Genomic DNA, 22344 nt, shown 5'->3' on the forward strand with positions numbered 1-22344 from the left:
CCGGCGTTTGTGCATCGTTATCTCTAGCCACATATCACGGCCGATCAGGCCATACGGCGCCCCCAGGGAGAAAACCATGTCACACAATCTGCAGTTCTATATCGATGGCGCGTGGGTCGATCCTGTTGTGCCCAACACGCTCGATGTCATCGACCCGTCGAACGAGGATGCCTTCGCGCAGATCTCGCTCGGCTCCAAGGCCGATGTCGACAGAGCGGTGGCCGCCGCCAAGCGCGCCTTCAACTCCTTCGGCTTCACCTCGGTGGAAGAGCGCCTCGACATCCTGAACCGCGTCATCGCGGTCTACAAGAAGCGCTCGAAGGATCTGGCGCTCGCCGTGTCGCGCGAAATGGGCGCGCCGCGCCAGATGGCGCTCGACAGCCAGGTCGGTGTCGGCCAGGCGCATCTGGAGAAGATGGCGGAAGTGCTGAAAACTTTCCAGTTCCGCCACGTCAAGGGCAGCGCGCTGATCGTCAAGGAGCCGATCGGCGTCGTTGGCCTGATCACGCCGTGGAACTGGCCGCTTAACCAGATCACCTGCAAGGTCGGTCCCGCACTTGCCGCCGGCTGCACCATGGTGCTGAAGCCGTCCGAAATCGCGCCGCTCGACGCCATCATCTTCGCCGAGATCATCGACGAGGCCGGCGTGCCGAAGGGCGTGTTCAACCTCGTCAATGGCGATGGCCCCGGCGTCGGCCAGGCGCTGTCCAGCCATCCCGACATCGACATGATGTCGTTTACCGGGTCGACGCGGGCCGGCATCCTGGTGGCCAAGGCCGCCGCCGATACGGTCAAGCGCGTGCACCAGGAGCTTGGCGGCAAATCGGCCAACATCCTGTTCCCGGATGTCGACCTCGAAAAGGCCGTCACCAAGGGCGTCGCCGGCTGCTTCGGCAACTCAGGTCAGTCCTGCAATGCGCCGACCCGCATGTTCGTGCCGCGCGACCGCCATGACGAGGCCGCCGGCTATGCCAAGGTCGCGGCGGAAAAGTTCACCGTCGGCCCGGCCGATGGCGCCAACACCAAGCTTGGCCCGGTCGTCAGCCAGATCCAGTTCGACAAGATCCAGGACCTGATCCAGGCCGGTATCGACGAGGGTGCGACGCTCGTCGCCGGCGGCCCCGGCCGCCCCGCCGAACTCAACCGCGGCTACTACATCAGGCCGACCGTGTTCGCCGACGTCACCCACGACATGCGCATCGCACGCGAAGAGATTTTCGGGCCGGTGCTGGCGATCATGCCCTACGACACGGTCGAACAGGCGGTCGAGCAGGCCAACGACACGGTCTATGGCCTTGCCTCCTATATCCAGGCCAAGGACATCCAAAAGGCCCGCGACGTGGCGGCGCGCATGCGCTCCGGCAATGTCTACATCAACTACCCGACCTGGGACGCCGGCCTGCCCTTCGGCGGCTACAAGCAGTCGGGCAATGGCCGTGAGTATGCCGAGTATGGTCTCGAGGATTTCCTCGAGATCAAGGGCATCGCCGGGTATGAGGCTGCGGAGTAGGGTCCGCCCCTTCGGTCAGACGCCAGTACGTGCGCTGTTGTTTTTCGTTGGCGGAGCAGGAGGCGGGGCAACCGCCTTCGTGCTCTCGCCGGGCGCTTCGACAGGAACCAGAGTTATAAGCGCCGGATTCGGAAAATGATCCAGCGTGGCGCCGGTCATCGCGTCGACGCCGACGCCAATCAGACCGCCGACCAAGATATTTCCGGCTAGCCCCGCGGCACCTTTCCCACTCATGTTGGTGCCAATATAAATGCTGCCTGGCTTGTAGCCTTCCTTGTCGGCAAAGGCGGTGAAGCCTTCTTTTCGGCTTACTTCGACAGTGCATGGCGATGCCGGGCAAGAATGTCCGAGGGATGTTCGTATCGTCGCATCCGGCGGGTTTGAATTTATGGAGACTTTATCTGTAGTTCCACGCACTACCGATGCGCAGCCGGAAACAGTAAGCGCTGCCGCCAAGGCGGCAAAAATACGTATTTTCATTTGAATTCCCCCCAAATCATTCATGGCGTAACTTCCAATCCTGCGCAAGGGAGGCGCGCAAGCGCGAAGCCGATGTGAGGCGGTTTTTAACCGACGTCTGCGGTTACCTCCCGATACCGTTAGTTGTTGGCCCCTCCGGCATCGGGCAGGTTCAGCCGTCGTGAACAATGGGGTGGCTGGAATGAAAATAGGGAAAGTGCTGGGAATCGCCGCCGTGGCGGCGATGGTGCTGGCGGTCGGTGTCGAGGCCAATGCCAAGTCGACGATCGCCAATTCGCCGTGCAAGGAAGACCGGCAGCGGCTTTGCCCGCAATTTCCGAACGGCAGCGCCGGCCCATGCCTGAAGAAGCATCTGAAGGAACTGAGCCCGGCCTGCAAGGCGAAGGTGCTGGGGAAGTAGGCGGGATCCTTTCAGAACCTGGGTTCCTCGCTCACGCGAAGGCAGCTGAGTAGCAGCTCGGCGCATGCATTGTCTTAGGCAGCGCTGGTCGACCCCCACTCCGTCGAGCTTCGCTCGACACCTCTCCCCCGATCGACGGGGTAGAGGAAGGGCGCGAGCCTATTGCTGCCAACGCTCGCCGAGCAAAGCTCCTTTCCTTTCCCTCCGGAGGGGGGAAAGGTGGCGCTGCAAAGCAGCGACGGATTGGGGGAACCACGTGGCAATCAAGTCTCGGGCCGATCAATCAAGGCACTCTTAGAAGATTTGTGCCTAACGTGGACGAAAGTGGGGCGAGGAAACCCCAGCCTTGCAATGCGGCTTTTCTGATGTCATCCTTGCCAATTGGCAAATACATGCTATATCTCTGCCAATAGCAGAGGTTCGAAAATGCAGCTTCAGTCCATCGTCACCACGCCGGCCACGGTAGGGTCAGCCATTTCAGAGGAAGAGGCGGGCGCTCTGGCGCGCACCACGGTCAATCTGTTCAAGGCGTGGAACCTCACCGATCTGGAGGCCTGCATCCTGCTTGGCGGCATGTCGGCGCGCACCTGGGCGCGATGGAAAGAGGGCGGCATCGGCCGGATCGATCGCGACCTGCGCACCCGCATGGCGCATCTGATGGGTATCCACAAGGGCTTGCGCTACCTCTTCACCGAGCCGGCGCGGGGCTATGCCTGGATCCGCAAGCCCAATGCGACGTTTGGCGGCCAGTCGGCGCTCGACCTGATGCTGCGTGGCGAAATCTCCGACCTTGCCGCGATGCGCGAATGGCTCGATGCGGAGCGTGGTGCATGGTGAGTGGGCTTGCGGTCCGGCGCCGCGTCCAGTGGCACCAGACCTTTCGCATCATCCGCTCCATCCATCCGCCGATCGACCTGTTCGAGGACATTGCCGATCCGCGCGACTGGGAGGCGCTGGCCTCGGTGGAGGAGAAGACCAATCCACGCATCCGGCTGGAGATCGGCGACCTCGGCAAGGTGACTGCCGCAAGGCGGGTTTCCGGCCCCGGCGCCAGCTTCGTCATGGCGCCCTTCGTGCATTGTTCGCCGCTGCGGCCCGGCCGCTTTTCCGATGGCAGCTACGGCCTCTATTATGCCGGCGACAGCGAGGATGTGGCGCTGGCCGAGACCATCCACCACCACCAGAACTTCATGCGCGCCACCAATGAGGATCCGGGCTGGACGGCTGACTTTCGCGTGCTGATCGGCAGCGTCGACCGCGACCTCGATGACGTCAATGCGGTACCCGGCGTGCTCGATCCTGACGATTACACGGCCTCGCAGGCGGAAGGGCGGGCGCTGCGGGCGCAGGGCAGCGACGGGCTGGTGTGGAACAGCGTGCGCATGCCGGGCGGCCAATGCATCGGCATCTTCTGGCCAGATGTCATTACAGTCCCGGTGCAAGGCCGGCACTACAGCTATCACTGGGACGGCAGCCATGTGGATTTCGTGCGCCAGCACGATACGGGCAAGGTGCTGGCGGTCAGCTGATGGCAGGCCTTCGGGCTTGCCCACAGCTGGTTGTCGGGCGGGGATAGAGACGACAGCCGGCTCCGAAAGGCTGGTCAGCTCTCTCTCAATAGTGGTAGCGACATTGCGCGATGAACAGGCTGTCTTCGCCTGCGCGGTAGACCAGACGATGCTCCTGCGTGATGCGCCGTGACCACCATCCCGAAAGTGGCCCACGCAACGGTTCTGGCTTGCCTGTCCCGGTAAACGGCGTGCGGGTGCATTCCTTGATGAGCGCATTTACGCGTGCAAGCAGTTTGGCGTCGGTTGCCTGCCAGTGCAGATAATCCTCCCATGCGCGTTCATGGAAGATCAGCTTCACTCGGGAAGCTCGCGCTCGGTCCCTTCGCCTTGGTCCAATCCCTGCGTCGCCTCAAGCAAGCGATCGGCGTTACGCGGGCTGCGCAGGAGATAGCGGGTTTCCTCGTAGGAGGCGAAATCCTCCACCGACATCAGCACTGCCGCCGGCTTGCCGCGGTCGCGCGTGATGATGACCGGCTCATGATCAGCGTTCACGCTGTCTATCGTAGCGGCCAGGTTGCGCCTGAGGTCACTGTAGGATGTGGTTCGCATGGGCCATCTTGTACGCGTTTACGTACAAGATGGCAAGGATTTTGAGGTCGATCATTGGGCCTAAGGCGATTGGCCCCTTTCGCGGCCATGCGATCGGAGCGATTTTCTCCAATGGCCCTTAACAATAGCATGGATTTCCTGCCATATCGTCTCCACCCGATCTATATATCTGGTGAGACCGATGCAGGATGAAGATGGACAACGACATCATATTGAAGGCACTGGCGCATCCGTTTCGGCGCGATGTGCTGGCGTGGTTGAAGGAGCCTGAACGGCACTTCGCCGAACAGGCGCATCCGCTCGAGATGGGTGTTTGCGCCAGCCAGTTCGATGGCCGTGGCCTGGCGCAGTCCAGTGTTTCGGCACATCTGGCGACGCTGGCGTCTGCCGACCTCGTGACGACGCGGCGGGTCGGTCAATGGGTGTTCTACAAGCGCAACGAAGAAACCATCGCCGCCTTCCAGGCCGCCCTGTCCGGTCTCTGACGATCCTCCCCCATATCCCAAAATGCATGAAAGGCATTTCTAATGGCTACACTCTTTGATCCCTTGCGGGCCGGTGACCTGGCGCTGGCGAACCGCATCGTCATGGCGCCGCTGACGCGCAACCGCTCGCCCAATGCGGTGCCCGGCGACCTCGCTGTCACCTATTACAGCCAGCGCGCCACGGCCGGGCTGATCGTGACCGAGGCCACCGCCATCAGCCATCAGGGCCAGGGCTATGCCGATGTGCCCGGCCTCTACGGCGCGGATCAGCTTGCCGGCTGGAAGCGCGTCACCGACGCCGTTCACAAGGCCGGCGGCAAGATCGTGGTCCAGCTCTGGCATGTCGGACGCATCTCGCACGACAGTTTGCAGCCAGGAGGCGGCAAGCCGGTGGCGCCGTCCGCGATCAGGGCAAAATCCAAGACTTTCCTCGTCAAGCCGGATGGCAGCGGCGAGTTCGCCGAGACCTCCGAGCCGCGGGCACTCGAAACGGCCGAAATCCCCGGCATCGTCGATGATTATCGCCGCGCCGCCAAGGCTGCGATCGAGGTGGCGGGTTTCGACGGCGTCGAGATCCATGGCGCCAATGGCTATCTCATCGACCAGTTCCTGCGCTCGGGCACCAACCACCGCACCGACAATTATGGCGGCTCCATCGAGAACCGGACCCGCCTGTTGTTCGAGGTGGTCGACGCGGTCACCGCTGCGATCGGCGCCGGCAAGACCGGGATCAGGCTGTCGCCGGTGACGCCCGCCAACGACACTTCGGATGCCGAACCGCAGCCGTTGTTCAACCATGTGGTGGCGGGCCTTGGCAGCCGCGGCCTGGCCTTCATCCATGTCGTCGAAGGCGCGACCGGCGGCGCGCGTGACTTCCAGCAAGGCGACAAGCCGTTCGACTATGCTGAACTCAAGGCCACCTATCGCAAGGCAGGCGGGCAAGGCGCGTGGCTGGTGAACAATGGCTACAACAAAGAGCTGGCCGAAAAGGCTGTCGGCGACGGCTATGCCGACCTTGTCGCCTTCGGCAAACTGTTCATCGCCAATCCCGATCTCGTCAGCCGGCTGAAGCAGAATGTCGAGCTGAACGCTCCGGACACGGCGACGTTCTATGGCGGCAAGGCCAAGGGCTATACGGATTACCCCACGGCAGCCTGAGCCGCCCACTGGGACAGGCATTCGCCTGCCCACACAGAAGAGCAGCCGGCTCCCCATAGGGAGCCGGACGGCTGTCGCGCCGATCGGCGGCCCGATTGAACATTCGGCCGAGACGACGTACAGACGCGATGCAAGGCAACGCTATTTTCCGATTGATATAACGTCTGCCTGGATAAGGCAGAGGTTCAAGAATGGCGCCAGCGAAAAAAGCCGTGGTCATGATCTATGCGGCCGGCAGCCTGCGTCATGTGCTGCCGTCGCTGGTCTCGGCTTTCCAGGCGATTTCAGGTGTGACGGCCGAGACACGGCTTGGCCCCGCCGGCCTGTTGCGCGAACGCATCGAGGCCGGCGAACGGCCCGACATTTTCCTCTCGGCGAGCTTTGCCCATCCGGCCCGCCTTGCCGAGCTCAAGCTGGCGCGGCCGGCGGTGGTCTTCGCCCGCAACACGATGGCGGCGGTCGTGCGCCGCGATGCCGGCTTCACCACGAATAACTTCGTCGACAGGCTGCTCGATCCGGCGATTGGAATCGCCACCTCGACACCGCTGAAAGATCCGTCCGGCGACTATGCCTGGGCGATCTTCCGCCGCATCGACCAGATCAGGCCCGGCAGCTTCGCGCTGCTCGACGCCAAGGCGCAGATGCTGGTCGGTGGCTCGGAAACATCAAACATTCCGGGTCGCTACGACCCGATCGCGTCGGCACTTGCCACCGGCACCGCCCATGTCTTCCTGGGTTATCGCACCGGCCTCAAAGGGCTGGCGCAGGAGACCGAGGGTGTCGATATCGTGGAAATCCCGACGGCGGTGAACGTCGTGCCGGAGTATGGGCTGGCGACGCTGGAGGGATGCTCGCCGGCGGGACAGGCGCTGGCGCTGTTTATCCTGTCGTCGGTCGGGCAGGGGATTTTGCGGGACTTTGGGTTTTTGACGGTGGCGCTGCCGCAGGGTGGGTGAGGGCGGCCTGTCTTCCTTCTCCCCTGTGGGAGAAGGTGGCCTCGCGAAGCGAGGTCGGATGAGGGGTGTTCCAGGGAACGCCAACGTCTCACTTCGCTGGAACACCCCTCAACCGTCTCGGCGCTATCGCGCCGATCCACCTTCTCCACAAGGGGAGAAGGAAGGCGGGCGCCGACCTGCCGAGATGAACTTGCCGCATGCAGCCCTACGCTATATGCATGCAAACACATCGAATGCCCCTCGGGAGGTCCCCTATGAATCTGCGTCGCGGCTGCGTGCTGGCCCTTGCCTTGCTATCCTTGCTCATGGCGCTCGCGCCGGCGATGGCGCGCACGATCACCGACCAGCTCAATCGCACGGTGACCGTGCCCGACAAGGTCGAACGCATCGTCGTGTTGCAGCATCAGACGCTCGACGTACTGGTCGAGCTCGGCGCAGCCGACAAAATCGTCGGCGTGCTGCGCACCTGGCCAAAGCTTATTCCGGGCCTCGACAAATACGCACCGCAGCTCACCAGCCTGCCGATGCCGGGGGATCTCTCGACCGCCAATGTCGAGGAGGTGCTGAAGCTGAAGCCGGATGTCGTCTTCGTCACCAATTACGCGCCGCCGGCGATGATCGCGCAGCTGTCGCAGGCCGGGCTACCGGTGGTGGCGATCTCGCTGTCGAAGGGCGAGGGCGTCGAGGCGCCAAAACTCAACCCGACCTTCGCCGATGACGACGTCGCCTATGCGGAAGGCCTGAAGATCGGTGTGCGGCTGATCGGCGACATCGTCGGCAAGCGCGAGCGGGCGGACCAGCTGATCGACTATGCCTTTGCCCAGCGCAAGCAAGTGGAGGAGCGCGTCGCCTCGATCCCCGACGCCGAGCGGGTGAAGCTCTACATGGCCAATCCCGACATGAACACCTACGGTTCGGGCAAATACACCGGCGTCATCATGAAACGCTCCGGCGGCGTCAATGTCGCTTCCGGCGTGCGCGGCGCCACGAAGGTGTCGATGGAGGATGTGCTGGCCTGGAACCCGCAAGTGATCTTCGTGCAGGACCGTTATGCGCCGGTGGCCGACGAGATCAGGAAGGGTGCGGCCTGGCAGCATGTCGACGCGGTCGAGAACAAGCGCCTCTACATCACGCCCGAATATGTGAAGCCATGGGGCTATCCGCTGCCGGAGGCCCTGGCGCTGGGTGAATTGTGGATGGCCAAGAAGCTCTATCCCGAGCGCTTCGCCGACATCGATATGCAGAAGCAGGCGGATGCGTATTATCAGCAGTTTTACGGGCAGGCTTATAGCGGGCCGAACTAGCCCGTGGCGTCGCTAGCGCCCGCCGCTCAGCGGAGGCCCACCCGCAGCCTCGCAACCATCCTGCTCATCGCGCTCCCCATCATCCTGTTCCTTTTGTCCTTCCTCCTCGGCCGCTATCCCGTCGAGCCACTCACCGTCATCAAGGTGATCGCAGCGCAATTCCTGCCGATCGCGCAGGACTGGCCGCCAGTCGTCGGCTCCGTGGTGCTCGATGTGCGGCTGCCGCGCGTCATTGCGGCCATGACCGTCGGCGGCGGGCTGGCGATTGCCGGCGCCTGCTATCAGGGCGTGTTCCGCAACCCGCTGGTGTCGCCCTTCACGCTGGGCGTCTCGGCCGGCGCCGGCTTTGGTGCGGCGGTGGCGATCCTGCTCTTCGGCGAGCGCTATGCGACGCAGGCCTGTGCCTTTGCCTTCGGGCTGCTGGCGGTGGCGATGTGCTTTGCCATGAACCGCTTCTTCCGGCTGAACTCGACCATTGCGCTGGTACTGGGCGGCATCATCGTCGGCTCGCTGTTCACGGCGCTGTTGTCGTTGCTCAAATACGTCGCCGACCCCAATTCCAAACTGCCGGTCATCGAGTTCTGGCTGCTCGGCTCGCTGTCGTCCGTATCGACGGCAGACCTCGTGCCGGTGCTGGTCGTCACCATTCCCTGTGTCGCCGGCCTGCTCGCCTTGCGCTGGCGGCTGAATGTGCTGGCGATGGGCGACGAGCAGGCGCGCATCATGGGCGTCGAGGTCGGCCGGCTGCGGCTGGTGATGATCCTGCTGTCGACGCTGATCGCCGCCTCGGCCGTGTCGATCAGCGGCATTGTCGGCTGGGTCGGGCTGGTCATTCCGCATTTCGCCCGCATCCTGGTCGGGCCGGATTTCCGCCGCCTGCTGCCGGCGACCTTGTCGCTGGGCGCCTGCTATCTCCTTGTTATCGACGATGTCGCGCGCACGGTGACGGCGGCCGAAGTGCCGCTCGGCATCCTCACTGCGCTGATCGGCGCGCCGGTGTTCATGCTGCTGCTCGGGCGCGGCAGGCTGGGCTGGGCATGATGGGCCTGCCATGATCCTGGCCGCCGACAATCTCGGCTTCTCCTATCCCGGCCGCGCCAGTCCGGTTTTTTCCGGCATCAGCCTCGATATCGCGGCTGGCGAGGTGGTCTGCGTGCTCGGCCCGAACGGCGTCGGCAAGTCGACGCTGCTGCGCTGTCTTGCCGGGCTCTCAGTGCCGAGCGCCGGCTCGGTGCAACTGGAAGGCCAGCCGATCGCCTCGCTGCCACGCGCTGCGATCGCGCGGCTGCTGGCGCTGGTGCCGCAGAGCTATGAGACGGTGTTCGCCTTCTCGGTGCGCACCGTGGTCGAGATGGGACGGGCGCCGCATCTCGGCCTGTTCGACGCGCCGGGCGACGAGGCGTCGCGGATGACGCGCGACGCGCTGACGACGCTCGGCATTCCCCATCTCATCGATGCTGCCTATTCAGAGATCAGCGGCGGCGAGCGCCAGCTGGTGCAGATCGCGCGCGTGCTGGTGCAGGCGCCCAAGCTGATGATCCTCGATGAGCCGACCGCGCATCTCGACTTCGCTAACCAGGCCCGCTTCCTGGCGCTGATGCGGCGGCTTGCGGCATCAGGCCTTGCCGTGATCTTCACCACGCATGCCCCCGACCACGCCTATGCGCTGGCCGACCGCACGCTGGTGATGTCGCCGCAACATCCGCCGGTGCTCGGGCCGACGGAAGAGATCCTCATCGAGGCAGTGCTGTCCCGCGCCTATGACGTGCCGATCCGGTTGATCCGTTCGGGCAGCCACGTCGCCTGTGTGGCGGAGGTGGAAGCGGGCTAGATCAGCCGGTCGGAGAGGCCGGTCATTTCTGCATGAAGGCGGCGAAATCCTCCGCGGTCGTGGCGAAGGCTTCTACATTGTATTGCAGCCAGGCCTTCGTCACGCCGCCGACGATCGAGACCCGGTAATCGCCATAGTATTTGCCGTCGGAATATTTCACGACGCCGACCCAGCCGGCATTGTCGGAATGGAACTTGTCGAGCGCGTCCACGGTCAGCGGCGTCTTCGGCGTCCAGCCGCCAGTTTCGAACAGGATCGACTTGCAGACTTTCTTGTCGTCGCATCCGCCAAGGCTGATGAAGAAATTCTGGCCGCCCGAGGCGCTGGCGATGTAGTCGCCATTGGTGTCCTGCTTGACCTGCGCGCGATAGCCACCGTTCAGCACGGCGTCCCTGACATCGTCGAGGGTTACAGTTGCCAGCAGGTCCGAGGTGGGCGCGGCAGGCGCACTGGCAGTGGCGGGTGCGTTGGCGGCGGGCGTGTTGGTGGCAGGTGGCGCATTGTTCTGCGCCAAGGCGCATGCCGCGCCGGTCAGAACCAACGGGAAAGCGAAAGCAAGCACACGAGCAAAGCGCGCCATGTCCAACCCCCAAAGTGAACCCACGAAAAATCAACAGCAGGACTTCTTGCGTGTCAACGCACGTCAGCGTGTGCGCGGTCTCGTGGCCCCGATCGTCATGGATGATTTCTTTGCCGTGCCGACTTGCGGCGATCAAGAATTTGTCTGATCACATTGGCATAAGGCCAACAACTAACAATTGTGATGCAGATTCGGCTGACATGATGCTTCAAGGATTTCTGCGGTCGAATGCAGCCGTGCGACGCGGTCTCGCCGGTCTCGCCATCCTGCTGGCGCTCGGCGCCCCCGCCATGGCGGCCGACAGCCGCCTGGATGATTGCGCCAACGACAAGCTTACCCCGCCCACCCGGATCGTCGCCTGCACCAATGTTCTGCAGGACAAAGCGACGTCGCCGGCTGACCAGGCCATTGCCTATTTCGATCGCGGCAACGCGTTGGACGCAGCCGGCGAATACGACCGCGCCCTGTCGGACTACGACAAGGCAATCGGGCTCGATCCCAAGGACGCCGATGCCCTCAACAACCGTGGCCTGACCTGGAGCCACAAGAAGGACTATGACCGGGCGATCGCCGACTACAGCAGGGCGATAGAGCTCAATCCACAATTTGCCCTTGCCTATGCCAACCGGGGCCTGATCTGGCACAGCCAGAAACGCGACGAGGACCGCGCGATCGCCGATTTCAGCAAGGCGATCAGCCTCGAACCGCAAACCAGCGATGTCTACAACCTTCTTGGCAATGCGTATCTGCGCAGGGGCGACTATGACAGTGCCATCACCAGCTACAGCCAGGCGGTCTTTCTCGATCCCGAGAACCCCGATCAGTATTTCAACCTCGGGCTGGCCTGGACCTCCAAGGGCAATCTTGAACGCGCCATAGCAGACTACAGCCAGGCGATCAGCCTCGATGCCAGGCATGTCGATGCCTATCGCTGGCGCGCCGACGCCTGGGTCAAGCGAGGCGACATCGATCGCGCGCTTGCAGACTACGACGAGGCGATCAAGCTCGACCCCAGCGATGCCGGGACCTTCCGCGACCGTGCCGACATCTGGCGGCGTAAACTGGAATACGACCGAGCTATAGCGGACTATGATCAGGCGATCGCCGTCGCTCCGAGTGACGCGGTGGCCTACAATGGCCGTGGCTGGATTTGGACGCTGAAACATGAGACCGACCGCGCCATCGTCGACTACGTCAAGGCAATCGCCTTCGATCCGAACTATGTGCTGGCTTACGACAATCTAGGCTCGGCGTGGTGGGACAAGGGCGACCTTGATCGCGCCATATCGGCCTTCGACCAGTCCGTGACCATCGACCCCAGACACGCTCAGGCCTACAACGCCAGGGGGCTCGTGCGGATGGACAAGAACCAGTACGACCTTGCCATCGCCGATTACAATATGGCGATCCTGACCGACGCCGGATTTGTCAGTGCCTACCGGAACCGAGGCAATGCCTGGAACCGGAAGGGCCAGTTCGACTACGCTATCGCCGACTTCGACGAGGCGATCAGTCGCGACCCTGAGGATGCCGGCGCCTATGTCGGGAGGGGCCGCAGCTGGATCTACAAGGCGGACTATGCGAAGGCCATCGCCGATCTGGACCAGGCAAACCGCATCGGACCCAAAAGCGCTCGCGCCTACGACACGCGCGGCCTGGCTATGGTCTACAAGGCCGATTATGCTGGCGCCCTGGCCGATTATGATGAAGCGATCCGCATCAGCCCGAAAAATGCGAACGTCTACCGGGATCGGGGCATTGTCAGCTTCTATTTCGGGCCGCCCGCCAAGGCGCAGGCCGACTTCGAGCAAGCGGCCGGGATCAAGCCCGGGGATTCCTACCATGCGATCTGGCTCGACCTTGCGCGGCGCCGCAACGGGCAGCCCAGCATCCTCGCGGACGCCAAGCTCGACATGACCAAATGGCCGGCGGCGGTGGTTCGTCTGCTGCTCGGCCAGCAGACGCCCGAGGCCACGCTGCTGGCCGCCGACAATCCGGACGCGACGAAGAAAAGCGAGCAGGTCTGCGAGGCGAATTTCTACATCGCCGAGTTCCAGCGGCTGCAGCACCACGACGAGGAGGCCTTACGGCTCTACCGGTTGGCCCTGAGCGGCTGTCCCCATGATTTCATCGAGTACACCGCTGCGACCAACGCGCTGCACGTTATGGGCAAGGCGCCGTGAGAGCGCTTGATCGTTTCATGGACACGCACCGCGCTGCGGCATCTGGCCGAGGAAACACGCATGGCCCCGTCGGCCAGGCCGGTGAGACAATGACAGACAGCCTTGTTGGCGACTGGAAAGTTCGCCGCACCATGATCGATTTCCTGACCGGCGCGACCTACCGGTTCGCCGGCGACGCCGTGGTCACGGCTGATGCCTTCAGCGAGCATGGCCTCATGCGGATAGGCTCCCAAGAAATGCCGGCAAGCCGGCGCTACCGGCTCGAGCCGGGCGAGGGTTCGATGTGCATCCTGCATGCCGACGGCCGCGGCTTCATCGCGCTTGGGCCGAAGGCAGCACAGACCGTCCACCATCTCTGCGGCGCCGATCTCTATGTCGGGCGCTTCTTCTTTCGCGGGCCGGACGAGTGGGCCGAGGCGTGGCGGGTCAAAGGCCCGCGCAAGAATTATACGAGCCTTGGCCGGTTTTACCGACTGCGGGATACATCTTCTCGCTTGCGCTTAGGGCATGAGGTCGAAGTCCGCGCGTTGGAGAACGCTCTCATTGCCGGCGAAGACTCTGGGGCACCCATTGCTTTTGACAGCACTGCATTCCTGAGCAAGATGAGGACCAAGCATGCCAGGTGAGCGCCACTAATATCGATCCGATGGCGCCGGAGGGAAAACCCAAAGTCGCTGGCTTCAATGCCTGAGAATCTTGCTCAGAAACGCCCGGCTGCGGTCGGTCTTCGGATGTGAGAAGAACTCGTCGGGCGTGCCGCTTTCGACGATGGCGCCGGCGTCCATGAATACCACGCGCTGGGCGACCTTGCGGGCAAAGCCCATCTCATGCGTCACCACCATCATGGTCATGCCTTCCTCGGCGACCGCCACCATGACGTCGAGCACTTCGGAAATCATTTCGGGATCGAGGGCGGAGGTCGGCTCGTCGAACAGCATGATTTTCGGCCGCATGCCGAGGCAGCGCGCGATCGCCACGCGCTGCTGCTGGCCGCCGGAGAGCTGTGCCGGATAGGCATTGACCTTGTCGGCAAGGCCGACCTTGGCCAGCAATTCGCGGCCGGCCTTTTCGGCCTCGGCGCGTGGGATCTTGCGGACATGGATGGGGGCGAGCGTGACGTTCTCGAGCGCGGTCTTGTGCGGGTAGAGGTTGAACGACTGGAAGACGAAGCCGATCTCGGTGCGCAGCCGGGTCATGTTGGTGGCGGGGTCGCCAACACGCTGGCCGTCGACGACGAGATCGCCGTCCTTGATCGTTTCCAGGCCGTTGACGCAGCGGATCAGCGTGCTCTTGCCGGAGCCGCTCGGGCCGCAGACGACAACCACTTCGCGCGGCTCGACGCTGAGCGTGATGTCCTTCAGCACGTTCAGCGCGCCGAACCATTTGTTGACGCCGCGAAAGTCGATCATGCCCGTTTTGGTCATATCGGTTGGGCCTTTGGGGTTCGATGTCACAACTGCACCTCGCCATGCGCCGCGCCCATGCGGCGTTCGAGCCGGCGGGCCAGCATGATCAGGGGATAGCAGACGATGAAGTAGCCGACGCCAACGAGGAAGAAGACCAGCAAGCCGTTGGGCACGCGCTGCACCACCAGCCAGCCGACGCGGGTGAGGTCGGTCAGCCCAATCGCCGAGACGACCGAGGAATCCTTGATCAGCAGCACATACTGCCCGACCAGCGGCGGCAGCACGATGCGCATCGCCTGCGGCAGCACCACCTGGCGCATGCGCTGCCAGCGCGACAGGCCGGACGCAAGCGCTGCCTCGACCTGGCCTGTCGGCACCGAACGGATGCCGGCGGCGACGATCTCGCAGATGAAGCAGGCGGCAAGGTTGGTCAGCGCGATGATGCCGGCGGTGAAGGCGTCGAGCTCGATGCCGAACTCGGGCAGGATGAAGAAGATCAGGAAGATCTGCACCAGGAACGGGGTTCCCCGGATCAAGTCGACCCAGGCGCCGATGACGCCCGAGATCAGCCGGTTGCCGCCGGTGCGCAGGATGCCGAGGCCGAAGCCGAGCAGGGTGCCAAGCACCAGGCTGATCAGCGACAGCACCACGGTCATGCCGAGGCCGCGCAGGGCGAGGGGATAGGAGCCGGCGAGGCTGAGGAATTGGTGCCAGATCATGTCCGTGCCCCCGCTGTGCCGAGCCAGCGGCTGGAGAGAGCGGCCAGTCCTTTGAGGCAATAGTAGAGCAGCAGATAGAAGGCGGCGATGGTGAGAAAGCCTTCGGCCGGCATGAAGCGGTCGGAGGCGAGCAACTGGCCGGCGCGCGTCAGCTCGGCGACCGAGATCAGCGACAGCAGCGCGGAATCCTTGACCAGCACGATCGCCTGGCCGAGCAGCGGCGGGATCGTCACCTTGAAGGCTTGTGGCAGGACGACCAGGCGCATGCGCTGGACATAGGTCATGCCCGAAGCAACGCTGGCTTCGACCTGGCCGCGCGGGATCGACAGGATGCCGGCGCGAATGATCTCAGCGATATAGGCGCCGCTGTTCAGCGACAGCGCGATGATGCCGACGACCAGTTCGGGCAGCACGAAGCCGAGCCGGGGCAGGCCGAAATAGAGGAAATAGAGCTGCGCCAGCAAAGGCGTGGCGCGCACGGCATCGATATAGGCCTTGGCCGGCGCGCGAAACAGCCAGCCGCGCTGCAGGTTCATGGCGCAGAGCACAATGCCGACGACGAGCGCACCGATGAAGGACAGCGCAGAAAGCCAGACCGTCGTCACCAGGCCCTGCCCAAACAGCGGCAGGTATTCGACGATGGTGCGGAAACTGAAATTTTCGAGCATCGTTGCGTGAAGTCCCCAGAGTGCGGGAAGCGACGGACGAAGCGAGGGTCCAAGCGGCTTCGCGGCGCTGAAGACGCGCACGAAGCCACCTGGGTTCTATCGCTGCTTAGTGGTCCTTCTTCCAGGCGTCGGAATTCACCCAGTAGTCGAGGTTCTTCTGCAGGCGGCCATCGATGGTGACCTGGTTGAGGAACAGGTTCATCCAGACCAGCAGGTCCGGCTCGTCATAGCGGGTGGCGAAGGCAAGCGGCTCCTTCGACAAGAGGTCCGGCATGATGGTGAAGCTGCCGGCGGGATAGGCGGTCGACTGGCCCTTGACTGCCGAGACGTCGTTGACGCCGCAATCGGCCTGGCCGTTGTTGACGGCGTCGAGCAGCAGCGGGCCGCCGCCCTTGTAGCTCTTGATGTCGGCATCGGGGAAGGCGGCCTTGGCTTCCTTCTCGCCGGTGGCGCCCAAAAGCACGGCGATCTTGGTGCCCTTGGCCTTGCAGTCCTCGGTGGTCTTGAACTTGCTGTCGGCCTTGGTGAAGACGGTGCTGCCCGTGTACATGTAGGGCGTGGTGAAGGCGACCTTCATGCCGCGCGCCAGCGTCGGCGTCATGTCGGCGACCAGCAGGTCGGCCTTGCCCGACAAGAGCGCGGGGATAAGGCCGTCCCAGTCGAAGTCGAGGAAGGTGATTTTCACACCCATTTCCTTGGCCATCAGTTCGGCCAGCTCAACCGAACTGCCGGTGCGTTCGCCATTGGCGCCGACCAGCGAGAAAGGCGGTCCTTGGGTCTGCACCGCAACGCGGAGTTCGCCGCGCTTGGTGATCTCGTCCAGCGTTCCGGCGTTGGCAGCGGCGGTCAAGCCCGCGAGCGCAAGTCCGGCGATAAAAAGTCTGGCAATCTTCATTTGGTATTCCTCCCAGTTGTCATTGTTGTCTGCCCGCGGATTTCCTTGGGCGCTTTTTTGAGCGGCAGCGCCGTTTGCCGGCGGCGGCCACCGTTCGAAAATCCTCAGTCCCAGGCCACCGTCTCGGTGACCTTGATGCCGCGCTTGGCCAGCGCCTCGAAGAAGGGTTCGTCTGGCACGTCGAGCAGCGGGTTGAGCAGGCCGGGCTTGCTGATGTCGCCGCGTGCGAGCATCTGCGCCACGATGCTGGCGGGATAGCCGACGCCGAGGCTCATGCCGAACAGGCCGGACGCCAGGTCGCGCTCGATGATCAGATCGGAAGTCACTGTCTTGACGCGGCCGCCTTCGAGGCCGGAAAAGACATTGCGCATCACGCACAGATCCTTCTCGCCGGGGCCATATTGCAGTTGCGGGCCGAGCAGCCGGCCGAGGAATTCGCGCGGGCTGCTCGAGGTGCCGGGCACCTTGTCCTCGGACAGGAAGCCAAGCTCCTTCAGTGGCGCCCAGAAGGCCGACCATCCCGGCCAGCGCAGCGTGTAGCGGCCGGAGCGGCGCAGTCCCTTGGCGGCGGGAAGCATCTCGACATAGTGCAGCGCATCGCCATTGGGGAAGGCTTCAAGCTGGCCCAGGCCAGCGACCTCGATCTCGTGGATGAAATGGCTGTCGTGCTGGCGGGCGGCCGGTATGGCGACGCGTTCGCCGTCCTCGATCATGACGCTGTCGCGGTTCTGGCTGACCAGCACCATGTCGAAGTTCCAGCTCACCTTGTAGCACAGGGGCTTGGCCATCGCCTTCGGCTCGGGGATACCGCCGCAATAGGAATCGATTGATGAGATCGTGTCGAACTGGCGGGCGGCGCGGGCGTAGAGCACGAGGTCGATGCCGGGATCGAGCCCGCATTCGGTCATGATGGACACGCCGGCCTGTTCGGCAGCCTGTGCCAGGTCGGCGATGGCCTTGCCGTAATTGGTGGTGACCAGCGGCGTGCGCGTCGCGATCGCGGACTGGACCGCCTCGCGCATCAATGGCTGTGGCAACAAATCGATGACGGCGTCGGCATCCGTCAGCACATCGGCGAGCGCCGGGCCGATCGCGCCTTCAGGCACAACGAAACGCACGCGGGAAAGATCGGTCAGGCCGCCGAGCCGGGCCGCGCCATCAGGCGCCGTGTCGACGCAGACCACCTCCTCGACGCCACTGGTGACGAGATCGGCGATAGCGGCCCGGCCTTGCAAGCCAAGGCCGCCGAGAACCGCGATCTTCATGCCGGCTCCTTGCGGGGAGCATCTTCCGACCAGCAGCCTTCCGGCAGGCTGACCCATTTGTTGCAGGACGCCATGACAACGAAGGTTTCGCTGCGCACGACTTCACCCGGTATGCCGGCGCCGGGGATCAGTTCGCTGGTGATGCGGTAGAGGTCGGCGACATCGCCGGCCACCGTCACGTCGACGATGATGTCGAAGCGCCCGGTGACCACCGAAGCCGAGTTGACGAAGGGCAGTTCGGCGATGCGCTCAGCCAATTGACGGGCCTGGCCGCGTCCCTGGGCATTGATGCCGACGATGGCCGAGATCAGCTCGGGGCGCTCGGTCAGGTTCAGCAGCCCGACGATTTTCAGCAGGTTGCGGTCGATCAGATTGCGCAGCCGTGAGCGCACCGTCGGCACCGATATCGCCATCTTCTCCGCAAGCCGATTAACGCCAAGTTGCGCGTCCTGGGACAGCAGCTTCACCAGCCGCCGGTCCGTCTGATCGAGATGTTCCCGCAAGGCTCATGCTTTCACAAATGAGAAAAATATCGTGTAATTTCTTTCTTATATGAAAGCAGATTACGGGAAACCTTTCGAAACAGCAAGCGCTCTGTTGCGAGCCGCAATCAAGCCTGTGCAGTGGGTCGAATGACGATCTCGCTCACATCGACCTCGGCCGGTTGCTCGATCGCGAAGGCGATGGCGCGGCTGATCGCATCGGGGGTAATGGCGATTTCGCCCATGCGTTTTTCGATCTCCGCCTTGATCTCCGGATTGGTCATCGAGTCCGCGAAATTCGTCTGGACGAAGCCCGGAGATATGTTCGTCACGCGCAACTTGGGGCCGGCTTCCAGTCGCAAGCCTTCGGCGATCGCCCGAACCGCATTCTTTGTTCCCGCATAGACCGCCATTGTCGGCTTGATGATCGGCCCCGCAGTCGAGAGAATGTTGACGAAGTGGCCGAAGCCTTGGCGGCGAAACACCGGCAAAGCGGCTGCGATGCCGTAGAGCGGTCCCTTTATGTTGATGTCGATCATCTCTTCCCAATCCTCGACGCGCAGTTCATCGAGCAGGGAGTTCGGGCCAACACCAGCATTGTTGATCAGGACATCGATCTTGCCGAACCTGTCGCAGGCAAGAGCAACAAGCTTTGTGAGGTCCTCGCGGTTCTTCACGTCCATGGCGAGGCAGGCTGCCTCACCGCCCGCGCTCACGATGGTGCCGACGAGCGCGTCAAGACGATCGGCACGCCTAGCTCCGAGCACAACGCTCGCTCCTCGTTCGGCCAGCAAGAGCGCCGTTGCCTGCCCGATGCCGCTGCTGGCACCCGTGATGGCGATGACTTTTCCCTTTATTCCAGACATGATTGTCTCCTTTCACGATCTAATGTCGTGAAAAGCTGGTGGATTATCCATGGCCAAAGCTCTAGCGTTTCGTCGCAATCGTCCAATCCTGCCATGATCGATCCCTTATCCGATGTGCTTTCGCTCCTCGATATCGCGAGCGCGCGTTGCACGCGTCTCGAAGCTGGCGGGCGATGGTCGTTCCGTTTTCCTGCAAAGCCCGCGTTGAAGTTCGCGGCCGTTCTTCGTGGTCAATGCTGGATCACTTTGCCGGACGAGCGGCCCTTTGCACTTGGCCCCGGCGATACCTTTCTGCTGGCCAACGCCCCCGCCTATGTGATCGCCAATGATCTTTCCCTGGAGCCCGAAGACGGGATCTCGTCCTTCGACTGGGAGCATTCGAATGTCGCCCGGCACGGTGGCGATGAAACGGCGCTGGTCGCGGGAAGCTTCGTGTTCGAAGGCGGCAATGCGCAGCTCCTGCTCGATGCCCTTCCCAGATTCATGCACATCCCGGGAAGCGATCGGGCAGCGACGATCCTGCGCGGCTCGCTGGCGGTCCTCGACGAGGAACTCGATGCGGCGTCGATGGGCTCGACCTTGATGACACGTCGCATGGGCGACATCCTGCTCGTGCAGACGTTGCGGGCTTACGTCGCCAGGCAAGGCACAAGCAGCATGGGCTGGGTCGGCGCGTTGACCGACCGACGCATCGGCGCTGCCCTCAGCCTGATCCACAATGATCCCGGTCATGGCTGGACGGTCAAGGAACTTGCCACGTCCATCGGCATGTCACGCTCCAGCTTTGCGCGTCATTTCAAGGAACTCGTCGGCATGGCACCGCTCGACTATTTGACGCGTTGGCGGATGCATCGAGCACGGGACGCCATGCGTCGATCCGGGGCTTCGGTTGGCAGTCTGGCGCAATCGCTCGGCTACGCCTCCGAAAGTGCTTTCGGCAATGCATTCAAGCGCGTGTTCGGGTGTTCCCCGAGGCGGCTCCGGCAGGCCGAAAACGCGGAGTAGACGTCGAGCTGTAGTTCGGCCGCCCGCTGCTCGTCCTCGGCTGCCGGGTTCAGGCCAGCGCAGCGGCGAGCAGTTTGGCCTGCGGCGTCAGCTCGTCGAAGCCGCGGGCGCACAGGTTGAGCTGGCGCGTCGCCCAGTCGTCGCTGAGGCGCAGGCTGCGAAGCCGGCGGGCCGAGCGGAGCGCGGCACTTTCCGGCACGATGGCGATGCCCGCACCTTGCGCGACCAGCCGGCAGACATTGTCGAGGCCGGGCACGCGGATGCGGATGTGGAGATGGCCGCCGAGCCGCGCGGCCTGGCGGGTGATGTGCTCCTGCAGGGCATGGCCGAGGCTGAGGCCAACGAAGGATTCGTTCAGGATATCAGTGAGGCTGACGGCATGCAGGCCGGCGAGCCCCGGCCAGTCGCGCGCGGTGATCACCACCAGCCGGTCAATGAAGAACGGTCTTTGCTCGAGATGCGAAAGGCCGGCCCAGGTGGCGGCAATGCCGAGATCGGCCGCACCGCTGGCCACCGCTTCGGCGATTTCGTGGCTGGGGCGTTCGTCCAGATCGATGTCGATGCCGGGATGCGCCACCAGGAAGGCCGGCAGGATGTCGCGCAGCAGCTCGGCCGTGGCGGCGGTGTTGGCCATCAGGCGCACGCGGGCGCGCAGGCCGCCGGCATAGGCACCAAGGTCGCCGGCCATCGCCTCGATCTGGTTCTGCACGGCGCGGGCATGGTGCAGCAGCGCCTGGCCGGCGGCCGTCGGCATCACGCCACGACGGCGGCGCTCCAAAAGCGGCGCGCCGAGCCTCTCCTCCATGCCCTTGATGCGAGCGCTCGCCGAGGCCAGCGCCAGTCCGGCAAGTTCCGCGCCATGGGTGATGCTGCCGCGCTCGGCCACCAGCAGGAACAGCCGGAGATCGGTGAGATCGAAGCGCATTTTCGTTCCCTCAAAGCATGCGGCTTCAGCCTTCGTCCTGGCCGAAGGCTGGCAGCGCAACTTCCACATTGTGCGCGGCTCATATGCCAGTCAATCATTTGCAATGGAGATGTGCGATGAACGACAAGACATCAGGCCGGAAGAAACCAGGCAGGCAAGGGCTCGGCATTCTTGAGAGCATGGCGATCGTGCTGGCGGTGGCCGTTGCCTCGCTTGCCCTAGCGCAGGCGCAGCCCGGCCCCCGGGGATGTGCGATGACGGCGGCTTCGGTCAGCCGCGATGCCGCGCCGGCAAAACCGAGCCCGGACACCGAGGCGACGGACATGCTGTTGCATGATTGATTCCGTGGTGCGGTCGTGCTGAGCGTGGGCGTGATTGCCTGGATCGGTGCCGTCTTCCTCGCCGCCGGCCTGGTCAAGGGCGTCGTCGGCATGGGGCTGCCGACGGTCGCGATGGGATTGCTGGCGGTGACGATGCCGCCGGCGCAGGCGGCCGCTTTGCTGCTGATCCCGTCGCTCGTCATCAACCTCTGGCAATTGGTCACCGGCCCCTCTTTTCGGGGTCTCATCAAGCGGCTGTGGACGATGATGGCCGGCATCATACTGGGCACCATCGCCGGGGCAGGGGTGCTCAGCGGCGCACATGCGGGCGCGGCCTCGGCAGGGCTCGGCGCGGCACTTGTGCTTTATGCCGTTCTCGGCCTGCTAAAACTCGGCTTCACCACGCCGGCGCGCCACGAAGCGTGGGCCTCACCACTGGTCGGCGTGGCGACCGGGCTGGTCACCGGCGCCACCGGCGTCTTCGTCATCCCGGCGGTGCCCTACCTGCAATCGCTGCGGCTGGAGAAGGAGGATCTGATCCAGGCGCTCGGCCTGTCCTTCACCGTCTCGACGGCAGCCCTTGCTATCGGCCTGTTCAGGACAGGCGCGCTCGCATCGCCGACGACGCAGCTGGCGGGGTCGGCAGCAGTCCTCATGCCGGCGCTGGCCGGCATGTTCATCGGACAGGCGCTGCGCCAGAAGATGAGCGTCGAGACGTTTCGCAAAGTGTTCTTTGTCGGCTTGCTGGCGCTGGGGGTGTATGTCGCGCTGGAGGCGCTTTGGTGA

General features: G+C 63.7%; 28 protein-coding genes. 16 read left to right on the plus strand and 12 right to left on the minus strand.

Annotated features, from left to right (window positions below):
- Positions 1-76 precede the first annotated feature (76 nt).
- Entirely contained in the window at positions 77-1510 is a 1434-nt protein-coding gene (locus EB235_RS14665; RefSeq protein ID WP_027030278.1) for an aldehyde dehydrogenase family protein, read from the plus strand.
- A gap of 15 nt (positions 1511-1525) precedes the next feature.
- On the opposite strand, the gene EB235_RS14670 is transcribed toward EB235_RS14665, so the two are convergent.
- The gene (locus tag EB235_RS14670; protein WP_208603625.1) at positions 1526-2014 is read right to left on the minus strand and encodes a translation initiation factor 2; all 489 of its coding nucleotides are present in this window, start codon (positions 2012-2014) and stop codon (positions 1526-1528) included.
- Between the two features lie 157 nt (positions 2015-2171).
- Here EB235_RS14670 and EB235_RS14675 point away from each other — a divergent pair, with 157 nt between their 5' ends.
- The 3 genes from EB235_RS14675 (at position 2172) to EB235_RS14685 (ending at position 3919) form a co-directional block, all read left to right on the plus strand.
- Positions 2172-2390, plus strand: a complete 219-nt coding sequence (locus EB235_RS14675) for a hypothetical protein (RefSeq protein ID WP_155256387.1) — start codon at positions 2172-2174, stop codon at positions 2388-2390.
- A 426-nt stretch (positions 2391-2816) separates the two neighbouring features.
- Positions 2817-3227 (plus strand): MbcA/ParS/Xre antitoxin family protein, encoded by a 411-nt coding sequence (locus EB235_RS14680; RefSeq protein WP_027030275.1) that lies wholly within the window; start codon positions 2817-2819, stop codon positions 3225-3227.
- Positions 3221-3919 (plus strand): RES family NAD+ phosphorylase, encoded by a 699-nt coding sequence (locus tag EB235_RS14685; protein WP_027030274.1) that lies wholly within the window; start codon positions 3221-3223, stop codon positions 3917-3919. Before EB235_RS14680 ends, EB235_RS14685 begins: the two co-directional genes overlap by 7 nt.
- An 85-nt stretch (positions 3920-4004) precedes the next feature.
- Here EB235_RS14685 and EB235_RS14690 read toward each other — a convergent pair whose 3' ends face one another.
- A complete protein-coding gene (locus EB235_RS14690) occupies positions 4005-4259 on the minus strand; it encodes a Txe/YoeB family addiction module toxin (RefSeq protein WP_027030273.1) in 255 nt (84 codons plus the stop codon).
- A complete protein-coding gene (locus tag EB235_RS14695) occupies positions 4256-4453 on the minus strand; it encodes a type II toxin-antitoxin system Phd/YefM family antitoxin (protein WP_245268807.1) in 198 nt (65 codons plus the stop codon). The genes EB235_RS14690 and EB235_RS14695 overlap by 4 nt, the downstream gene beginning before the upstream one ends.
- Before the next feature lie 251 nt (positions 4454-4704).
- On the opposite strand from EB235_RS14695, the gene EB235_RS14700 reads away from it, so the two are divergent.
- The 6 genes from EB235_RS14700 (at position 4705) to EB235_RS14725 (ending at position 10244) form a co-directional block, all read left to right on the plus strand.
- Entirely contained in the window at positions 4705-4995 is a 291-nt protein-coding gene (locus tag EB235_RS14700) for an ArsR/SmtB family transcription factor (protein WP_027030271.1), read from the plus strand.
- A 42-nt stretch (positions 4996-5037) separates the two neighbouring features.
- Positions 5038-6153 (plus strand): alkene reductase, encoded by a 1116-nt coding sequence (locus tag EB235_RS14705; protein WP_027030270.1) that lies wholly within the window; start codon positions 5038-5040, stop codon positions 6151-6153.
- A 191-nt stretch (positions 6154-6344) separates the two neighbouring features.
- The gene (locus EB235_RS14710; protein WP_027030269.1) at positions 6345-7109 is read left to right on the plus strand and encodes a substrate-binding domain-containing protein; all 765 of its coding nucleotides are present in this window, start codon (positions 6345-6347) and stop codon (positions 7107-7109) included.
- 254 nt (positions 7110-7363) lie between these two features.
- The gene (locus EB235_RS14715) at positions 7364-8413 is read left to right on the plus strand and encodes an ABC transporter substrate-binding protein (RefSeq protein ID WP_027030268.1); all 1050 of its coding nucleotides are present in this window, start codon (positions 7364-7366) and stop codon (positions 8411-8413) included.
- A gap of 3 nt (positions 8414-8416) precedes the next feature.
- On the plus strand, positions 8417-9454 hold the full coding sequence (locus EB235_RS14720) for a FecCD family ABC transporter permease (protein ID WP_027030267.1): 1038 nt from the start codon (positions 8417-8419) through the stop codon (positions 9452-9454).
- 10 nt (positions 9455-9464) lie between these two features.
- On the plus strand, positions 9465-10244 hold the full coding sequence (locus EB235_RS14725; RefSeq protein ID WP_027030266.1) for an ABC transporter ATP-binding protein: 780 nt from the start codon (positions 9465-9467) through the stop codon (positions 10242-10244).
- 22 nt (positions 10245-10266) lie between these two features.
- On the opposite strand, the gene EB235_RS14730 is transcribed toward EB235_RS14725, so the two are convergent.
- Positions 10267-10824 carry a YbjN domain-containing protein gene (locus EB235_RS14730; RefSeq protein WP_027030265.1) on the minus strand — a complete coding sequence of 186 codons (558 nt, stop codon included), beginning with the start codon at positions 10822-10824 and terminating at the stop codon, positions 10267-10269.
- On the opposite strand from EB235_RS14730, the gene EB235_RS14735 reads away from it, so the two are divergent.
- The 3 genes from EB235_RS14735 (at position 10823) to EB235_RS34575 (ending at position 13633) form a co-directional block, all read left to right on the plus strand.
- On the plus strand, positions 10823-10972 hold the full coding sequence (locus EB235_RS14735) for a hypothetical protein (RefSeq protein ID WP_167334861.1): 150 nt from the start codon (positions 10823-10825) through the stop codon (positions 10970-10972). The genes EB235_RS14730 and EB235_RS14735 overlap by 2 nt on opposite strands.
- Positions 10973-11060: 88 nt before the next feature.
- A complete protein-coding gene (locus EB235_RS14740) occupies positions 11061-13007 on the plus strand; it encodes a tetratricopeptide repeat protein (protein WP_167334860.1) in 1947 nt (648 codons plus the stop codon).
- Positions 13008-13096: 89 nt separating this feature from the next.
- The gene (locus tag EB235_RS34575) at positions 13097-13633 is read left to right on the plus strand and encodes a DUF6314 family protein (protein WP_208603624.1); all 537 of its coding nucleotides are present in this window, start codon (positions 13097-13099) and stop codon (positions 13631-13633) included.
- A gap of 54 nt (positions 13634-13687) precedes the next feature.
- Here the strand turns inward: EB235_RS34575 and EB235_RS14750 are convergent, their stop codons facing one another.
- The 7 genes from EB235_RS14750 to EB235_RS14780 all read right to left on the minus strand — a co-directional run bounded on the left by EB235_RS14750 (position 13688) and on the right by EB235_RS14780 (position 19308).
- Positions 13688-14431, minus strand: a complete 744-nt coding sequence (locus EB235_RS14750; RefSeq protein WP_080680789.1) for an amino acid ABC transporter ATP-binding protein — start codon at positions 14429-14431, stop codon at positions 13688-13690.
- Positions 14432-14457: 26 nt separating this feature from the next.
- The gene (locus EB235_RS14755) at positions 14458-15132 is read right to left on the minus strand and encodes an amino acid ABC transporter permease (protein ID WP_027030263.1); all 675 of its coding nucleotides are present in this window, start codon (positions 15130-15132) and stop codon (positions 14458-14460) included.
- Entirely contained in the window at positions 15129-15800 is a 672-nt protein-coding gene (locus tag EB235_RS14760; RefSeq protein ID WP_027030262.1) for an amino acid ABC transporter permease, read from the minus strand. Before EB235_RS14760 ends, EB235_RS14755 begins: the two co-directional genes overlap by 4 nt.
- A 106-nt stretch (positions 15801-15906) precedes the next feature.
- Positions 15907-16695, minus strand: coding sequence for an ABC transporter substrate-binding protein (locus EB235_RS14765; protein ID WP_027030261.1), 789 nt, complete (start codon positions 16693-16695; stop codon positions 15907-15909).
- A gap of 104 nt (positions 16696-16799) precedes the next feature.
- Positions 16800-17960 carry a saccharopine dehydrogenase family protein gene (locus tag EB235_RS14770; protein ID WP_027030260.1) on the minus strand — a complete coding sequence of 387 codons (1161 nt, stop codon included), beginning with the start codon at positions 17958-17960 and terminating at the stop codon, positions 16800-16802.
- Entirely contained in the window at positions 17957-18463 is a 507-nt protein-coding gene (locus tag EB235_RS14775; protein ID WP_027030259.1) for an Lrp/AsnC family transcriptional regulator, read from the minus strand. Before EB235_RS14775 ends, EB235_RS14770 begins: the two co-directional genes overlap by 4 nt.
- A gap of 107 nt (positions 18464-18570) precedes the next feature.
- Positions 18571-19308 carry an SDR family oxidoreductase gene (locus EB235_RS14780; protein ID WP_027030258.1) on the minus strand — a complete coding sequence of 246 codons (738 nt, stop codon included), beginning with the start codon at positions 19306-19308 and terminating at the stop codon, positions 18571-18573.
- 93 nt (positions 19309-19401) lie between these two features.
- Between EB235_RS14780 and EB235_RS14785 the strand changes: the two genes are divergently transcribed.
- Positions 19402-20313: an AraC family transcriptional regulator gene (locus tag EB235_RS14785; RefSeq protein ID WP_027030257.1), complete on the plus strand. Its 912-nt coding sequence runs from the start codon at positions 19402-19404 to the stop codon at positions 20311-20313.
- 49 nt (positions 20314-20362) lie between these two features.
- Here the strand turns inward: EB235_RS14785 and EB235_RS14790 are convergent, their stop codons facing one another.
- Complete coding sequence (locus EB235_RS14790) at positions 20363-21238, minus strand: LysR substrate-binding domain-containing protein (protein WP_027030256.1); 876 nt, start codon at positions 21236-21238, stop codon at positions 20363-20365.
- Between the two features lie 116 nt (positions 21239-21354).
- On the opposite strand from EB235_RS14790, the gene EB235_RS14795 reads away from it, so the two are divergent.
- Positions 21355-21579: a hypothetical protein gene (locus EB235_RS14795; protein WP_027030255.1), complete on the plus strand. Its 225-nt coding sequence runs from the start codon at positions 21355-21357 to the stop codon at positions 21577-21579.
- 15 nt (positions 21580-21594) lie between these two features.
- A complete protein-coding gene (locus EB235_RS14800) occupies positions 21595-22344 on the plus strand; it encodes a sulfite exporter TauE/SafE family protein (protein WP_027030254.1) in 750 nt (249 codons plus the stop codon).

The sequence above is a fragment of the Mesorhizobium loti R88b genome (assembly GCF_013170845.1).
In the GTDB taxonomy this organism is placed as follows: Bacteria; Pseudomonadota; Alphaproteobacteria; order Rhizobiales; family Rhizobiaceae; genus Mesorhizobium; species Mesorhizobium loti_B.

Bases quoted from the DNA above. Each gene is read 5' to 3' on its own strand.
- EB235_RS14665 (WP_027030278.1), top strand. From the start codon at position 77: ATGTCACACAATCTGCAGTTCTATATCGATGGCGCGTGGGTCGATCCT.
- EB235_RS14670 (WP_208603625.1), bottom strand. From the start codon at position 2,014: ATGAATGATTTGGGGGGAATTCAAATGAAAATACGTATTTTTGCCGCC.
- EB235_RS14675 (WP_155256387.1), top strand. From the start codon at position 2,172: ATGAAAATAGGGAAAGTGCTGGGAATCGCCGCCGTGGCGGCGATGGTG.
- EB235_RS14680 (WP_027030275.1), top strand. From the start codon at position 2,817: ATGCAGCTTCAGTCCATCGTCACCACGCCGGCCACGGTAGGGTCAGCC.
- EB235_RS14685 (WP_027030274.1), top strand. From the start codon at position 3,221: ATGGTGAGTGGGCTTGCGGTCCGGCGCCGCGTCCAGTGGCACCAGACC.
- EB235_RS14700 (WP_027030271.1), top strand. From the start codon at position 4,705: ATGGACAACGACATCATATTGAAGGCACTGGCGCATCCGTTTCGGCGC.
- EB235_RS14705 (WP_027030270.1), top strand. From the start codon at position 5,038: ATGGCTACACTCTTTGATCCCTTGCGGGCCGGTGACCTGGCGCTGGCG.
- EB235_RS14710 (WP_027030269.1), top strand. From the start codon at position 6,345: ATGGCGCCAGCGAAAAAAGCCGTGGTCATGATCTATGCGGCCGGCAGC.
- EB235_RS14715 (WP_027030268.1), top strand. From the start codon at position 7,364: ATGAATCTGCGTCGCGGCTGCGTGCTGGCCCTTGCCTTGCTATCCTTG.
- EB235_RS14725 (WP_027030266.1), top strand. From the start codon at position 9,465: ATGATCCTGGCCGCCGACAATCTCGGCTTCTCCTATCCCGGCCGCGCC.
- EB235_RS14735 (WP_167334861.1), top strand. From the start codon at position 10,823: ATGTCCAACCCCCAAAGTGAACCCACGAAAAATCAACAGCAGGACTTC.
- EB235_RS14730 (WP_027030265.1), bottom strand. From the start codon at position 10,824: ATGGCGCGCTTTGCTCGTGTGCTTGCTTTCGCTTTCCCGTTGGTTCTG.
- EB235_RS34575 (WP_208603624.1), top strand. From the start codon at position 13,097: ATGACAGACAGCCTTGTTGGCGACTGGAAAGTTCGCCGCACCATGATC.
- EB235_RS14750 (WP_080680789.1), bottom strand. From the start codon at position 14,431: ATGACCAAAACGGGCATGATCGACTTTCGCGGCGTCAACAAATGGTTC.
- EB235_RS14755 (WP_027030263.1), bottom strand. From the start codon at position 15,132: ATGATCTGGCACCAATTCCTCAGCCTCGCCGGCTCCTATCCCCTCGCC.
- EB235_RS14760 (WP_027030262.1), bottom strand. From the start codon at position 15,800: ATGCTCGAAAATTTCAGTTTCCGCACCATCGTCGAATACCTGCCGCTG.
- EB235_RS14765 (WP_027030261.1), bottom strand. From the start codon at position 16,695: ATGAAGATTGCCAGACTTTTTATCGCCGGACTTGCGCTCGCGGGCTTG.
- EB235_RS14770 (WP_027030260.1), bottom strand. From the start codon at position 17,960: ATGAAGATCGCGGTTCTCGGCGGCCTTGGCTTGCAAGGCCGGGCCGCT.
- EB235_RS14780 (WP_027030258.1), bottom strand. From the start codon at position 19,308: ATGTCTGGAATAAAGGGAAAAGTCATCGCCATCACGGGTGCCAGCAGC.
- EB235_RS14785 (WP_027030257.1), top strand. From the start codon at position 19,402: ATGATCGATCCCTTATCCGATGTGCTTTCGCTCCTCGATATCGCGAGC.
- EB235_RS14790 (WP_027030256.1), bottom strand. From the start codon at position 21,238: ATGCGCTTCGATCTCACCGATCTCCGGCTGTTCCTGCTGGTGGCCGAG.
- EB235_RS14795 (WP_027030255.1), top strand. From the start codon at position 21,355: ATGAACGACAAGACATCAGGCCGGAAGAAACCAGGCAGGCAAGGGCTC.